The organism is Arthrobacter sp. B3I4, assembly GCF_030816855.1.
Classification (GTDB): domain Bacteria; phylum Actinomycetota; class Actinomycetes; order Actinomycetales; family Micrococcaceae; genus Arthrobacter.
Map to the genome: position 1 here is coordinate 3261310 of NZ_JAUSYK010000001.1, position 14867 is coordinate 3276176.

General features: G+C 70.4%; 8 protein-coding genes. All 8 read right to left on the reverse strand.

The features are described from left to right. Positions 1-62: 62 nt before the first annotated feature. The 8 genes from QFZ61_RS15460 to QFZ61_RS15495 all read right to left on the reverse strand — a co-directional run bounded on the left by QFZ61_RS15460 (position 63) and on the right by QFZ61_RS15495 (position 14841). The gene (locus tag QFZ61_RS15460; RefSeq protein WP_307037499.1) at positions 63-4517 is read right to left on the reverse strand and encodes an FtsK/SpoIIIE domain-containing protein; all 4455 of its coding nucleotides are present in this window, start codon (positions 4515-4517) and stop codon (positions 63-65) included. Continuing rightward, positions 4514-5218 (reverse strand): hypothetical protein, encoded by a 705-nt coding sequence (locus QFZ61_RS15465; RefSeq protein WP_307037501.1) that lies wholly within the window; start codon positions 5216-5218, stop codon positions 4514-4516. The genes QFZ61_RS15460 and QFZ61_RS15465 overlap by 4 nt, the downstream gene beginning before the upstream one ends. Positions 5219-5279: 61 nt before the next feature. Beyond that, positions 5280-6977: a serine/threonine-protein kinase gene (locus tag QFZ61_RS15470; protein WP_307037504.1), complete on the reverse strand. Its 1698-nt coding sequence runs from the start codon at positions 6975-6977 to the stop codon at positions 5280-5282. Beyond that, positions 6974-8683 (reverse strand): FHA domain-containing protein, encoded by a 1710-nt coding sequence (locus QFZ61_RS15475; protein ID WP_307037505.1) that lies wholly within the window; start codon positions 8681-8683, stop codon positions 6974-6976. The genes QFZ61_RS15470 and QFZ61_RS15475 overlap by 4 nt, the downstream gene beginning before the upstream one ends. Then, complete coding sequence (locus tag QFZ61_RS15480) at positions 8670-9554, reverse strand: PP2C family serine/threonine-protein phosphatase (RefSeq protein ID WP_373427208.1); 885 nt, start codon at positions 9552-9554, stop codon at positions 8670-8672. The genes QFZ61_RS15475 and QFZ61_RS15480 overlap by 14 nt, the downstream gene beginning before the upstream one ends. 153 nt (positions 9555-9707) lie before the next feature. After that, entirely contained in the window at positions 9708-11150 is a 1443-nt protein-coding gene (locus QFZ61_RS15485; RefSeq protein ID WP_373427167.1) for an RDD family protein, read from the reverse strand. Beyond that, complete coding sequence (locus tag QFZ61_RS15490; protein WP_307037511.1) at positions 11147-13591, reverse strand: transglutaminase family protein; 2445 nt, start codon at positions 13589-13591, stop codon at positions 11147-11149. The genes QFZ61_RS15485 and QFZ61_RS15490 overlap by 4 nt, the downstream gene beginning before the upstream one ends. Further along, on the reverse strand, positions 13588-14841 hold the full coding sequence (locus QFZ61_RS15495; RefSeq protein WP_307037513.1) for a DUF58 domain-containing protein: 1254 nt from the start codon (positions 14839-14841) through the stop codon (positions 13588-13590). The genes QFZ61_RS15490 and QFZ61_RS15495 overlap by 4 nt, the downstream gene beginning before the upstream one ends. Positions 14842-14867 lie beyond the last annotated feature (26 nt).

The window sequence follows — 14867 nt, forward strand, 5'->3', positions numbered from 1 at the left end:
CCCCGGACGAAACCGTCGATGGGCACCCCTCCCCATGGGCCGCCATCGGGGCCGGCGAGGGGTCAGGGGCGGTTCTCGGGCGGCAGTGCGACCTGGAGCTTGCGGACTTTGCCGCGGCCGACGATGTAGCCGCGGCCCGGAATGAAGTCGCCGCTGATCCGGCCCAGCGAGGTGCTGAGCAGGCTGTCCCCCTCGATGTCGCCGGGGTTGAGCAGCAGGCCGCGGCGGCCGGACTTGAACGGCTGCGCCAGGGACCAGGCCGAGGACCAGGTAGAGGTTTCGGATTCACCCACCACCCACTGCTCGGCCTTGATCGACGCCGTGACCAGCCGGAGCAGCCCGGTCTCGGCCAAGGTGTCGGTGAACTCCGTCAGGCCTTCGATGAAGATCGCCAGCTTGCCGGGGGTGCCGGTGGCGTAGTCCACCAGTTCGTCGAGCGCTTCCTCGACGTCGTCCGTGCCCACCACCGAGCGGTCCCAGAGCTTCAGCGACGCCGAGGCGGACCGCCGGGACCCCAGGTAGATCAGTTCCACGCCCGGGTTGGAGCGGCGCAGGGCGTAGCCGAGGGTCACCAGCGCCACGGTCCGGCCGGACCCTGGCGGACCGGCCAGCAACAGCGGGCCCTTCGCCAGGATCTCGGCCGGCTGCAGGGTCTCGTCGTCGACGCCGATCACCGGCAGGTCGGGGCTGCCCGCGGGGAGCAGGTCCAGATCGACCGAGTCGGGCAGGCGTTCGATCTGCGGTGCGCGCTCCACGCCCTGCCGCAGCATGGCCTCGCGAAGTTTATGCACCTCGCGGGCCTGCACTGCGAGGTTGGAGTTGCCGCCCAGCACCGCCAGCTGCACCTCCAGTCCCTCCAGCAGGCCGCGGCCCGGAGGCGTTCCGGCACCCAGCACGTCCCGCGGCACGTCCATCGACAGGTAGTCCTCCTCGGAGGAGAGCCGCAGCACCAGCCGGCGCTGGATCGAGGCCAGCAACGACGGCGGCACGGCGTTGGGCCGGTCGCCGGTGACCACGAGGTGGATGCCGAGGGGGCGGCCGTCAGTGGCCAGCTGCAGGAAGATATCCCACAGCGCGGAGAGCTTGCTGTATTCGTAGGCTTCGCGGAACGCGGACATGCCGTCGACCAGGACGAAGATGCGCTTTTCGTCGGGCATGTTGGCCAGCCGGCGGTACTCCACGATGGTGGACGCCCGGACCTCGGCGTAGCGGGCCGAGCGGTCGTCGGCGAGGTCCCGCAGCCAGCGCAGCAGCCTGCCGACACGTTCGACGTCGTCGCCGTTGATGACCTCGCCGACGTGCGGCAGCGCATCCAGCATCTTCAGGCCGGAGGAGCCGCAGTCGATACCGTAAACGTTCACCGGCCCGCCGCGCGGGGTGACGGCGGCGGCGGCCGCAATGCCGCGCAGCGCGGCGGACTTGCCCGAGCCGCCGGTGCCGTAGATGGCCATGTTTCCGTCGCGGTCCGGCTCGTAAAACACCGTCGGCTGGTCCTGGTGCGCAGGATCGTCCGCCACGCCCAGGAGCAGCCGCTCGTCGGTGCGCGGGTTCGGCAGCCGGGAGAAGTCGTAGGTGGTCGCCAGCTCATCCAGCCAGGGCTTGCGCGGCGGCTCGATGGCGAGGACGTCGGCTGCCTTGACGATGTTGGCCGTCATCCGGGCGATGTCGTTGGGCCCGGCGAACTGCTCCTGCTCCGGCACCGCCGCGGCCGGCGCTGCCCACGCGGCGCCGGAGCCAAAGGCCATTTCGACGACGTCGATCTGCGGTCGTTGCGGCTTCTCCGTGGTCCAGCCGCCGGCGTACCCGGTCTGGAAGCCCTGGATCCGGCCCGGCCCGGTTTTGGCCGCGCCGCGGCCGGGGATGGAGGGGTCAAAGTATGCGGCGGTGGGCACGCCGAGTATGTCGACGGCGTCGTCCTCGTCCGCCATCCGCAGCGCCACGCGCAGGTTGGTGTTGGCGCGCAGGCTCTCCTTAATCACGCCGGCCGGGCGCTGCGTGGCCAGGATCAGGTGCAGGCCCAACGAGCGGCCGCGGGCGGCGACGTCGACGACGCCGTCGACGAACTCCGGCACCTCGGTGGCGAGGGCGGCGAATTCGTCCACGATGATGATCAGGTACGGCGGCGCTTCCGGGTCGGCCTGGCGCTGGAGTTCCAGCAGGTCCTTGGCTTTCTTGCGGTTGAGCAGCTTCTCGCGGTGGTGCAGTTCGGCCCGGAGCGAGGTCAGGGCGCGGCGGACCAGGTGCGGCGAGAGGTCGGTGACCAGGCCGACGGTGTGCGGCAGGTGCAGGCAGTCCGCGAACGCGGCGCCGCCCTTGTAATCCACGAACAGGAAGCTCACCCGGTCCGGGCTGTACGCCGCGGCCATGCCCATCACCCAGGACTGCAGGAACTCGGACTTGCCGGCGCCGGTGGTGCCGCCGACCAGCGCGTGCGGGCCCTCGTTTTTCAGGTCGAGGTAGAGCGGCTCGATGCCCTTGGAACCGACCAGGGCGCGGAGCGTGCCGTTGTCCTTGCGGTTGGGTTTGGCGGTGGCGCGGACGGAGTTGTTCTCGCTCCAGCGGTCGGCGACGGCCTGCGGGTTGTCCAGGAAGTCCTTGCCGATCAGGGTCGCGTAAGACACCGCGCGGGGCAGGTCGGAGTCGTCCTCGAGCGGCTTGCCGACGTCGACCACGGGCGCGAGCATACGTGCCAGCTGCGCGGCGAGCCCGGCGTCGAGGCTTTCGCAGCTGACCGGGAAGGTGTGCCGGCCGAGCCGGACCTGCCCGGTGGTGGTGCCGTGTTCGCCGTCGACTGCCATGAAGTCCCGGCACGCCGCCGGGAGCTGCTGGACGGAGGTGGCCACCCACATCACGTGCACGCCGGAGTCCGGACCGCGTTCCAGCACCCGGGTGAGCCGTCCGCGGTCCACCGGCGCGTCGTCTTCGACCACCAGCAGCACGGTGGGCAGCTGCGGGGCCGGGACTTCCCCGCCCTGCCCGTGGTCAGCCGCGATGCCGGCCCGCAGCTCCGGGCGCGGCGACTGGGCCGCCGCCTCGCGCTGGTCAATCAGGTCTTCGAGCTTGGCGAGCAGGGCGCTGCCGCCGGCAGGTCCGGCGGCGAGGTGGTCACCGGTGAGCGGGCTGTGGCCGGAGCCGGCGTGGGGCAACCACTGCAGCCATTCCCAGCGGTCCTTGGACTGCGCCGAGGTGATGGCGGTCAGCACCACTTCGGCCGGCGAGTGCAGGCCGACGAGCTGGAGCACCATGCCGCGGGCGACGTCGTCCACCAGGCCGCGGGCGCCGGCGAGGCCGAAGGAGCCGGCGGTGCGCAGCTGGGAGACGATCGGCACGCCCTCGATGGTGCTGAACTGGGTCAGGCACTGCTGGATCTCGGCCATGTATTCGGGCTCGGTCTCGTTGCTGTGCGGTTCTTCGAACTGGACCCGGGACGGCGCCGTGCCCAGGCCGAACCGCAACCCCAGGAACCCGCTGTGTTCGGGCCGGTGGGTCCACAGCAGCGGGCCGAGTTTGTAGATGGAGTCCACGGTGTCGCTGACGGACGGCGCTTCCTGCAGCCGGACCGAGCGTTCCACCTTCTGCAGCTCGGTGATGTCGTGACGGAACGCAGCCATCGCGGCGCGGAAGGATTTGAGCTGTTCCTTGCGCTCGCGCTTGGACTGCATCTTCTGGTCCACATAATGTCCCACCACGAACAGCGGCATCATCAGCATGAAGATCCCGGACATCATGTTTTGCGTGACGGCGAAGAGGACGGCGCCCATCATCAGCGGCGCCACCAGCATGATGTAGGGGAACGGCTGGCGTTCCTGGCGCTTCGGCCCGGCCGGCAGGGTGCGTGTGTGCGGCTCGAACCTCGGCACCACGCGCGGCGAGCGGTTGAACTCGATCAGCGGCGAACTGGGGGCCGCCCCCTGGCCGCCGCCCAGCGACACCACGGAGACGGTGGTGTCGCCGAGCGTGACGGTGTCAGAGGAGTTCAGCGTGGCGCGCGTGACGGGCAGGCCGTCCATCAGCAGGCCGTTGGCGGAGTTCGTGTCGACGATCTCGACGCTCTCGCCCACCGTGATCCGGGCGTGCCGCTTGGAGGTCAACGGGTCAGTCAGCCGGATGTCCACGTCGCGGTCCCGGCCGATGTAGCTGGTGCCGGAGGGCAGCGGGAATTCGCGTCCGACGTCGGGGCCGGAGAGCACGCGCAGGGTCGCCGCGGCCGGTCCCCGGCTCGCCCCGGGTTCCGCGAACTGTTCGCTGACCTGGGTAAGCGAAATTATGGAGCCGGGCCGGAGCCCGGATTCCAGCAGGTTGTCCTGCCGGTTCAGGACGCTGCCCAGCAGGCCCCCGGCGGCGAAGGCTTCCTCGATGCGCAGCGAGAGGTTCGACGGCGGCGCAGTTCCGCGCCGCGCGGGGTCCGCCGCCCACAGTTCGGTGGCGATGTCGGCCACGGTGGCAAGGCCGTCGACGGTGACGGCCAGGTCCTTGGCCTCGGCGGGGTCGCGCCGCAGCGTAAGCCGGATTCTCATCCTTCGTTCCCTCCGGACTGGGTTTCCAGCAGCGCCAGGTCCGCCGCGGTGACGAGGTGCGAGGTGACGGCATGTTCCACCAGCCGGGCGCGGCGGTTGGTGGCTAGCTTGCCGCCGCCGCCGCGCAAACCGGCGACCCCCACGCGGTCAAGTTTGTCGCACACGTTGTCCAGCTTTCTGTTGAACCGGGTCAGGGTCCAGCCCAGGGTCTTGGCCGCCTCGGCGGAGGAGGGAATGGCGCTGAAGCCGGTTCCTTCGCGGCGCAGCATCGGCTCGGCCAGGGCAACGATCAGCGCTTTCTGGGACTCGGTGAAGACCACCGGGCCGATCGTGGTGTCCCCGCCGCTGTCCTGGTTGCGGGCCTGCTGCCGGAACGCCGGCGTGCGGAGGTGCACGGCGAACTCGTACGTGGTGGGGCCGGCGGTGAAGATGACGTTGGTCTGGTTGAACACCAGCGGAATGCGGGCACCCGGCGCGAGCCAGGCCTGCATGCCGCCGGAAGCGTCGGCGATGGTCGCGCAGAGCATGCTGCCGACGTTGCTAAGCCACCAAATGCCGTCATACCGGGCGATCTGCAGGAACTGCCGGTGCAGGTACGGGTTGTCGTCGACTTCCAGGTCACCCTCGCGGCCGATGCTGAAGACGTCCTCGTCGGATGGTTCGTGCCATTCGCCGCAGAAATCTATCGCTAGGTCCCCCATGTGTCGGTGTCTCCTCGTTTGGCTCTGGGCTGGTGCGTTGGTTGGTGCAGTGGCGGGACGGTCAGGATTTCTTGGCGCAGGCGATGGAGCTTTGTTCCATCGGTGAGGACGCCCCGTCAGCCCGGACGATCATCACCTGGATGCAGGTCTCCCCGGCCGGGTTGGGCTGCACCTGGACTTTGGTCTCGGTGGCGGCCTGGAATTCCCCGCTGCCCTGAAGCGAGTAGGTCCGCCACTTGTACTTGTCGCCGGGCTTGGGCTGCGGGTTCTGCCAGGTGAAGATGAACTTGCCGGCACCGTCAGCAGCCCCGGTGAGCCCTTCGACGTCCGGAACCGTGCCGTTGTCGAGGGCGTCGGCAGGCGGCTTGGACACCTGTTCCGACGCTTTGGGCGCCGGCTCTGGCCTCGTGGTTCCCGCGACTACACCGACGACGGCCGCAACTGCCAGGACCGCCCCGGCCACGACCGAGAGGACCAGGTTCCGCCGGCTGTGGCCTCCCGGGGCTCCGCTGGTTCCGCCGGCGGGATCCTCCGGCGGCGCCAGGCTGGAGCGGTTGACGGTGGCCGCGACGTCGTCGTCCTCGGCCGCCCGGGGCCGCGGCGAAAAGGGTTGCGCGGGTGCCGGCGACCGCTGCACGGCTGCCGGCGGCGGCGGGACGACGACCGACGCCCCGGCCGGCCGCTGGACGGTCTCGCTGCCGGAGACCGGAGGGCCGGAGTCCGGGCCGGGAAACGCCGGTCTCGGAAAAGTTGCGGCAGTGTCGGGACCGGGAACCCGTACCGGGAACGTGGGGCCGTGGCCGGTGGCGTCCGGGTCGATGGCGGCGACGCTGCGGACCCGGGTCTCCTCGAAGCTGTCATCCGGGTGCGGTTCGTCGGCGCGGGGTTCCTCGAGCACTTCGAAAGGCGTCACGGAAAGGTTCAGCTCCGCCTGGATACGCTGCAGCGCCAACGCGAAAGCGTGCGCGGATGAGTACCGGGAGGCGGGCGACTTGGCCATCGCCGTGGCCAGGGCCAGTTCCAGCGACGCGGGAACGTCGGCGCGGCCCAGCTTCGGCAACGGCAGGTTCGTGATGCGGGAAATGAGCTCCCGCTGGGAGTTGTCCGCCCCCGGCAACACGAACGGGGACCGGCCCGCCAGCAGGGTGTAAAGGGTGGCGCCGAGCGCCCACACGTCCACCAACACGCCGTCGACCTGCCGATCGCTGAACTGCTCCGGCGGGGACCACGGGATGGACATGCCCGCGTCCTCGTCCTGGTCCCCGGCGAGGGTGCCGGAGATGCCGAAGTCCGTCAGGGCCGGCCGGTTGTAGTCCGTGACCAGAATGTTGGCCGGTTTGATGTCCCGGTGCGCGATCCCGGCGCGGTGGGCGGTCTCGACGGCGGAAGCCACTTGGATGCCCACGGCGAGCACCTCGTCGGTGCTGAAGCGCTGCCGGCGGTAGCGGACATCCAGGCTCGGCCGGGAGCAGTACTCCATGGCCAGGTAGGAGTGGCCGCCGTCGGTGATTTCCGCTTCGAAGATCGTCACGATGTAGGGATGGGAGGACAGCTGCGCCATCAGGTTCGCTTCGGATTCGAACCGGCGGCGGGCGCCTTCGGTCTTCAGATCCGAGAGCAGTACCTTGACCGCCACCTTGCGCCGCGGCCGGTCCTGTTCGTACAGGTAGACGTCGGAGAACCCGCCGGAGCCCAGCAGGCTGACGTAGGTGAAGCCGGGAATGTCCGGCGGCGGCGCGACCGGGCGTTTGGCGTTCACAGGAGCTCCTCGAAGCGCAGCTGGACGCCGTCGCCGAGTTCGGCCACGTCGCCGTCGAACAAAATGGCCATCTCGCCCTGGGCCAGCCGCCGCGGGGCCTGGCCCTCACGCAGCAGCACGGTGCCGTTGGTGGCCTTCAGGTCGCACAGCATGACGTGCCACCCTTCGAGGCGGATTTCGACGTGGGAGCGCGAAATGTCACCGCCCGGGCTCGCCACCTGGATGAGCCTGGGCATGACCGCTCCCTGGACCCGGGAGACCGAGGGCTGCCGGCCCACGATCAGCGACTGGTCAAGGTCGATCAGCTCCCCGGTGGAGAGCCGCATCCGGCCGAGCCGCGGGCGCCGGACCTGCACGCCGTCGCCGGGCAGCGCCTCGCCGCAGTAGGCGCACTGGGCGTTGGTCGGCGGGTTGGCGTGGCCCTGCGCGCAGACCCTGGCCAGCACCATGGGTCCCGTGCCCGGCGCCTGCGTGGCTGGCTGGGCGGAGGACTTCCCCGGCGGGCCGGGAAGGGCGCTCTTCATAATTGTCTGGCCGTCGTGGTCGGTGTCGTCGCTTGCCGGGCGGTTCAGTGAGCTGGACAGCGACGGCGGGTTGGCCAGCGACGCCGGAGCTGGACCGGCTGCGGCGGCGCTGGCCGGGGCGGGATTGGCCGGGTCGGGGCCGGCGGTCGCGGCCGTCCGGCCGCCCCCGATGTTCCACGGCACTGAGTCGATCAGGCCGCTGGGAACGGCCGGACCGGGCGCCGGCACCGCGGCGGCTGCGGTTGCGGCGGCCGCCGGGACGCCTGCAGCTGCAGGCTCGGGCTCCTCAGCCGGTTCATCGGCGGCTTGCTCAGCCGGTTCCTCGGCGGGTTTCGGGACGGGCTCTTCGTCGGCGTCGGGGTCTTCCCGCACTGCGGCGTCTTCGATGTTCCGCATGACCGTCTGTTCCCAGAGGTGGTCGTAGCTGCTGGTTGGTTCCTGTTCCGCGGCCGCCGCTGCCGGTGTCGCCGCTTCGGGGTCCGGTGCTTCTGCGTCCGCGCCGGCGTCCTCCTCGGGGAAATCCAGCACCGTGTCGATGGAGCTTCCATGGTCGCTGGCTTCCGCCGCCAGGTCTGCGGCGATGTCCGCACCGGCAGCGGCGAGCAGCTGGTCGTCCGCGGCGGCCTCAGACGCGGCAGTAGACGCGGCGGTCTCGGATTCATCGGCCGCGGCGGCAGCAGGCGCAGCGGTACCAGCGGAGGCGCTTTCCCCTCCGGCCAGTTCGCAGTGCAACCCGCGAAGGAAGACAGCGCCCTCCCCCAGCGGCAGCCGGCTACTGGTTCCCGCAGCAGGGCCTGCGTCCGGAAGATCCACGTCGAAGCCCTCGGCTGCCGGGAAGCGCCGTTCGGTCCACGTGCTCACGTCCCGGCCGCTGAGCTCAGCGGTCTTGCCGCCGGCCAGCCGGACGGTCAGGTCGATGTCGCCGCGCAGGAGCACCTGCAGCGAACCGCGGAGTTCCACGATTCCGAACCAGGGCAGCCGGGCCAGGGAACCGCCCGAGGCCGCGGTCACGGCGTCGAGGACCTCGTGGATCTGCGGGGCTTTGGCCAGGAGGGCCCAGAGCGAGTCCAGCAGCGCCGGGTCGGTGTCCGGGCGCAGCAGCACCACGGTCCCGGAGCGGACGACGCCGAACCAATCCCCTCGCGTGTAGCTGACCCGGGCCGGGCGGTCAGCGGCTGCCATCAGGCTGCCCGCCCGGTCCTGCCGCGGACCCCGCTTCCGGCTCCGGCTCCGGTGCCGGAACGTCCCGGCCGGACGCGGCGTCCCCGCCGGCAACTACTTCGCCGTCGGGGGCAACCTCGAGGACTTCGGTGCGCGGCAGGGTGTTCTCGTCTTCTGCTTCCGCCGCGGTGCGGGGGGAAGTCTGGCTGCCGCCGTCGTTGGCCACATTGCTCGCGTCCACCACGATGCAGGTCACGTTGTCCCGTCCGCCGCTGCGCAGGGCCGCCTGGATCAGCTCGTCGACCGCCGTCTGCGGGTCCGGTTCGGAGATCAGGATCCGGGTGATTTCTTCGTCGTCAAGTTCACCGTTGAGTCCGTCTGAGCAGACGAGCATCCGGTCGCCTTCCTCGACGGGCAGCAGCCAGTAGTCAGCCTCGGTCTCGTCGCCAGTGCCCAGCGCGCGCGTCACCACGTGGCGGCGCGGATGCACGGCGGCCTCCGCCGGGGTGATCTCACCGGCGTCCACCAGTTCCTGCACCTCGGAATGGTCCACACTGACCTGGCTGAGCTTGCCGTGGCTTAGCCGGTAGGTGCGCGAATCGCCGATGTTCAGCACCAGCCAGTACGGGACCCCGGTCTGCTCCACGACGACGACGCCGGAGAGGGTGGTGCCGGCGCGGGACCCGGTCGCCTCCCGGATCCCGGCGTCGGCCTGCAGCAGGTACTGCTGGACGACGGCGGCGGTGGCGTCCCGCTCGCCGGTGGCCAGCTGCGGAATTTCCGCCAAGGTCCGAACGCAGATGCCGCTGGCGATCTCGCCGGCCTCGTGCCCGCCCATGCCGTCGGCGACGGCGAAGACCGGGTCGGCCGCGATGTAGGAATCCTCGTTCATTTCACGGCGCAGGCCGCGGTCCGTGCCGTAGCCGCAATTCAGCCGGAGGCTGGGAACACCGCTCGGGACGCTGCCGGACACACTGCCTTGGGCGGCACTGCCGGGGGCGGCTGCGGAAGAGCCGCGGGACGGAAACGGGGGCGGGCTGGGATGTCATGCCTGTCCTAGGTAGAAGGAACGGTCACCGAAGTGCACGGTGGATCCGGGGCGTACGTGGGTGGGTTCCCCGGGAGCCAGGGCGGTGCGGATGCCGTCCGGCGTGGTGACGGCGCTTCCGTTGGTGGAGTTCCGGTCCGTCACCCAGATGCCGCCGTTTCCGGCCAGCACGTGAAGGTGGGTTTTGGAAATCGAGCGGCCCTGGTCGGCGACCGGCACCAGCTGCACGGAATCTTCGCCGGGGTGGCCTGCGGGGTTGCGGCCGATCAGCAGCACCCGGTCCACCTCGACCTCACGGCCGTCGTCAATCCGGATCCGCGGAATGGCCACGGTAACCGGGACGGCGCTGTCGCCCCGGACCTGGGTGCGGTCGTGGTCATCGTCGGCGTGGGCGCTGAATGCGTTCCTGTTGACGGCCTCGCTGCGGGCGGCCTCGACGGCCTCGATCGGGGCGGCAGCAGGGCCGGCAGCCGGCGCCGGCACGGAAACCGGGGCGGGCGCGGCAACCGGCGTGGGACTCGACCCCGGAGCACCGGCGGGCTGCAGCCGGGCTGCCCCGGCCACCGGTGAGATGACCTGCTGCACCGGCGGGAGGTTCAGCGGGGCGAAGCTGTAGGGGCCCTGGATGCCGCCGGTGGCGATCGGATTCCGTCCGGTCTTGATGTCGAAGACCAGGGTTTTGGCGGCGGCGTCGTGCCAGCCGCGCAGCCGGTTGTTGCGGTCCCAGCTGTTGGAGACCACCACGGTGACGGCCCAGGCGGCGCCGAGCAGCAGGAGCGGTCCCAGGATCCACCAGGCGGCGGCGAACCACTGGAAAACCACGACGAGGACGGCGGCCACGGCGGCCAGCAGGATACCGGCCCCGGTAATGAGGCCGCGGAGGAAGACCGCTCCCCCGCCGGGCGCGTAACCGTCGGCGTCGGCGGTGCGGATCCCCAGCGCTCGGTTGCCGAGGGTGGCTCCGGACCTGGCCTCGGCGATGGCCTGGACCAGGATATAGCCGGCCGTGACTGCCAGTCCGATGCCGCCGAAGAGCAGCAAGGAGGAGGTGTTGTAATTGATGGTCCCGCCGCCGCGCGTCTGCGTGATTCCGGTGATTCCGAAGACCAAAAGCACGACCCAAACCGCCGCTGGTCCGGTCCAGTCCACGATGGCGGCCCCCAGCCGCTGCTGCGCGTCGGCGCGAACCAGCTCGAGCCTGTTCGGCAAAACGGTACCTCCCCCTAGTCCGTGGACAGCCTGCCCGGCGCCCGCACGAAACGAAGCGTGCGGCCCGGAAGGCACTATCGGGATAGTACCGTTTCTTGCCTCCGGTGCTGCCTCCGGGCGCGGTGCATTGCGTGCCGAACGGTTACTCAGGGGTGTTCCGCAGGAGGTACAGAAGGCAGCGCCTGGCCGGATCGTCTGCTGGCAGCGTGGGCAGCGTTCGACGTCGGTCATGGCGTAGTACGGCTCTTCCTGGCTGTTCCCTCTGGTTCCCGGTGCGGACCGGGCTCCACTGTACTAGCTGGAGCGCTCCGTTTCCGGCCGGGACGCGGAGCCCGGAGGCCGCGCAGCGTCAGGGCGGCCCGGCCCTCGGCCAGCAGCGAGCGCGGCGAGAAGCGGGCCTGCTGCCGCCGCCAGAATCCCAGTGTTCCGGTCATTTCCTTGACCGAACCGTCCACGATCTCCCAGTACTGCCGGACCTGGTCCTCGCTGGGCTGCCCGGCGCCAAAGGTGGCGGCGTCGGCACGGCGGGCGAGCAGCGCCGTCGTGCCCTGGCTCGCGGGGAAGGCTTCGCCGAGCACGACGGCGGATTCCCGCCGGGTGGCGCGGCTGTCCACGCCGGCGCCGAGGTCGGTGGCAAGGCTCAGGACCTCGTTCCAGCCGCCGCCGACGCGCTGGGCCGGGTGCCCCTCGGTGAAGCGTGCCTTGCGGCGCCGGGATTTCAGCCACGCGATAAGCAGCAGCGGCAGTGCGATCACGGCGGCCGGGATCAGCGCCATGCCGATCGCGGCGAGCAGCGGGCCCCAGAACAGCCACGGGTTGTTCTTCTTCTCGTCGGCGTCGAGGGCGTCCGGCGAGGAGTCCGGCGGCAGCTCGGCCGGCTCCTGCGGCGGGGGCGGTGGCTGGAGGACCTGCGGCTTGGGCTTGGACTTGTTCTCCGGGTCCGGCGGAATCGGCACGTTGTCCTTCGGCGGGGTGGGGTCAAAGGAAACCCAGCCAACCCGGTCGAACGCGACCTCCACCCACGCGTGGACGTCCTTGCCGGTGATCTTCACAACGCCCGCGCCGTTTTCCGGGCTTTTAGGGTCTGGATAGAACCCCATCACCACGCGGGACGGGATGCCGAGGTGGCGCAGCATCAACGACATCGCCACCGCGTACTGTTCGTCATCCCCGAGCATCTGCTTGGCGGTGAGCAGGCTGCGGATGCGGTTGGCGCTGTGGCCGGAGACGCTGGGCAGCTGCCCGTCCGCAATCAGGCCGTTGCTGAAGGCGCCCGTCTTTTGGAAGTGTGCCTCGACCTGGCGGACCCGGTCGATTGCGGTGGGCGCGTCGGCGGCCAGGTCGTTGGCCTGCGAGCCAACCACGGGCGGCACCTCGGCCGGTTCCGGCAGGGTGTCCTTCGCGAAGTCGTACTGGGTCAGCTGGCCGTGCTCGAGTTTGGCCGGGTCGGCGACCTGGACGCTGTAGCTGTCGCCCTTGCCGAGGCCGCGGGTGGTCACGGCGGTGTCCGTCCCGGAGTTGAAGTACAGCCCAGCGGCGGCGCCTGAGCCGTCACGGGCGAAACTGATGCCGGTGGTTTTGCGGCCGCCCGGAAGGAAGTAGCCCTGGTAGTCCTCGATCGTGATGTCCAGGGTGTAGTTGCTGGTCGGCACGGTGCCGGTGGAGTCCGCGAGGGTGTTGAGGGATTTCGCGTCGCCCACTTTACTGAAGCTGCCCGAGCCGTTCGGGTCCATGTTGTAGTTGGTGCCGTTGAAGGCATCCAGCGCGGCGAGCCGGACCCTGCCGTCCTTGGGCAGGCCCTTGACCACGAAGAGGCTGTCGTCCTTTTTGTCTTTGACGAAGTTGCGGAAGCTCGCCAGCGGGGTGACGTAGTCCTTGGGGTCAAAGGGCGGCACGATGGTGTTGCGCAGCACCTTCCGGTCGTCACCCGCCGCCAGCAGCGGAGAGGTAACGGCGGTGATGCCGACGGCGACTGCGACCACCGCGGCGGCGGTGCCGGCCCGGCGGAGCCGCGCAGTCCGGGCAGTCGTCTGGTCTGTGTCCGGTCGGTTCACCGAGACCGTACGGGTGTCGCTGCGGCGCAGGACGTCGCGGCGGAAGCTGGCCCAAGCGACCGCGACGACGGTCAGGGCGATGCCGCGCTCCACGGTGAGGAAACCGGCGCTGGTGCTGAAGGCGATGCCGGTGATGAACAGCACCAGCACCGGCAACAGCGGCCAGTACGGGTTCTTCAGGCGCCAGATCAGGAGCCCGGCAGCGAGGGCTGTCAGCAGGGAGCTCAGGAACGGCACGATCAGGGTGCCGCCGGCGGTTCCCACCGGCACGCCGACGGTGAGCATGTCTTTCCAAGCAAAAACCACGCCCGCCAGCAGGGTCTGCATCGACTCCAGGCTGGGCAACACGACGGCGATCGACGCCTGCGGGACGGCGAGGGCCGTGCCGAAGACCAGGTAGGCGGCCAGCGCCAGCGCTGCGGTGGTCAGCGCTCCGAGCCGGAAGTGCACTGTGGCCGCGGCGACGCCGAGGCCCAGCAGGATGCCGCCGAACCCGGCGATGAGGTAGTAGGGATCCCCGCCGAAGCTGAGGCTGAAGCCCAGGACGCCGAGCCCGAGCAGCACGGTGAGCGCGGCGGCGTCGAGCGCGTAGTCCCGGAACCCCGGTGCGGTGCTCATGCGGCCGCCTTCCTCAGCACGATGGCCAGCTCGGAGAGGTCCCCCAGGGTGAGCACCGTGAGGTCCGCGATGTTGGCCCGGGCCGGTGCGGCGCCGGACTGGATCCGGACGGCCAGGCTGCGCACGCCCGGCGGCACGGAGGCCGAAGCGGAGCGCAGTTGTGTGGGGGTGACGTTGCTGCCCACGACGAAAAACACCACGGAGGCGTTGGGGACGGTGTCGGCCAGGGTCCGGGCGAGGTCGACGGCGGTCTTGCGTTCCGGTACGCCGATGATCCGGGTCATGTCATCGAGCAGGTTGCGGCCGGTTTCGCAGCGCAGTGGTCCTTTATGGGTGAGGACGTCGAGGTCGCGTTGTTCCCGGATGGCCTGCAGTCCGATCGAGGCGGCGGCGGAAATGGCCAGTTCGAACTCCTCCTCGGAGGCGTATTCGTCGGTGTTGGTGGAGAGCGAGATGGCCAGGTGGGAGCGGCGGGTTTCCTCGAACTGGCGGACCATGAGCTTGCCGCTCCGGGCCGTGGTCTTCCAGTGGATGTGCCGGCGGTCATCGCCGGGCACATAGTCGCGCAGCGCATGGAAGGAGACGTCGGCGCTGGAGAGGTCCGTGGTGGGCATGCCCTCAAGGTCACGGATGAAGCCGGCGGCGGAGCCGGCCAGGGCCACGGTCCGGGGGTGCACGAACAGGTCTTCGGGTTCGGTCCAGAGCACTTGGCGGCGGAGCAGGTGCAGGGGGTCGGCGCGGACGGAGCGGACCGGGCCCACCACGATCACGGCGCGGCGGGCGGTGGGGATGGTGAAGAGGTCCTCGTGCACCTGTCCGGGCTTCATCCGAGGCAGGTGGAACACGGCTGTGGCGGTGCCCACCGGCAGTTCCAGGGTGGCGGGCAGCAGCGGCCGGGCTGAGGTGTTGGAGACGGCGATGCTGCCGACCGCGCTGTCACCTACGGCGACGCGGGTGCGCGCGAGGTCCAGCTGCACGCCGTAGGAGGACCGGCCCAGGATGAAGCCGACCGCCAGGACGAACAGCACGAACGCGGCCAGGGCCGCCGCCGTGGCTTCCTGCCAGCCGTAGGCCTGGCCGAGGACCCACAGCCCAACCGAGGCGGCCAGCACGGACCAGCCAAGCCCGCTCACCACGGACACGACCGGAACGGCGTGCCGGCGGACGCGTTGCCGGACGGCGCGCCCGGCGGGGGCGAGCGCCAGGGCGGCGGTGCCTCTGGCCTCGGCCCAGACGGCGGAGCGGGACATATCGATACCTTTGTTCGTGCGCGGTG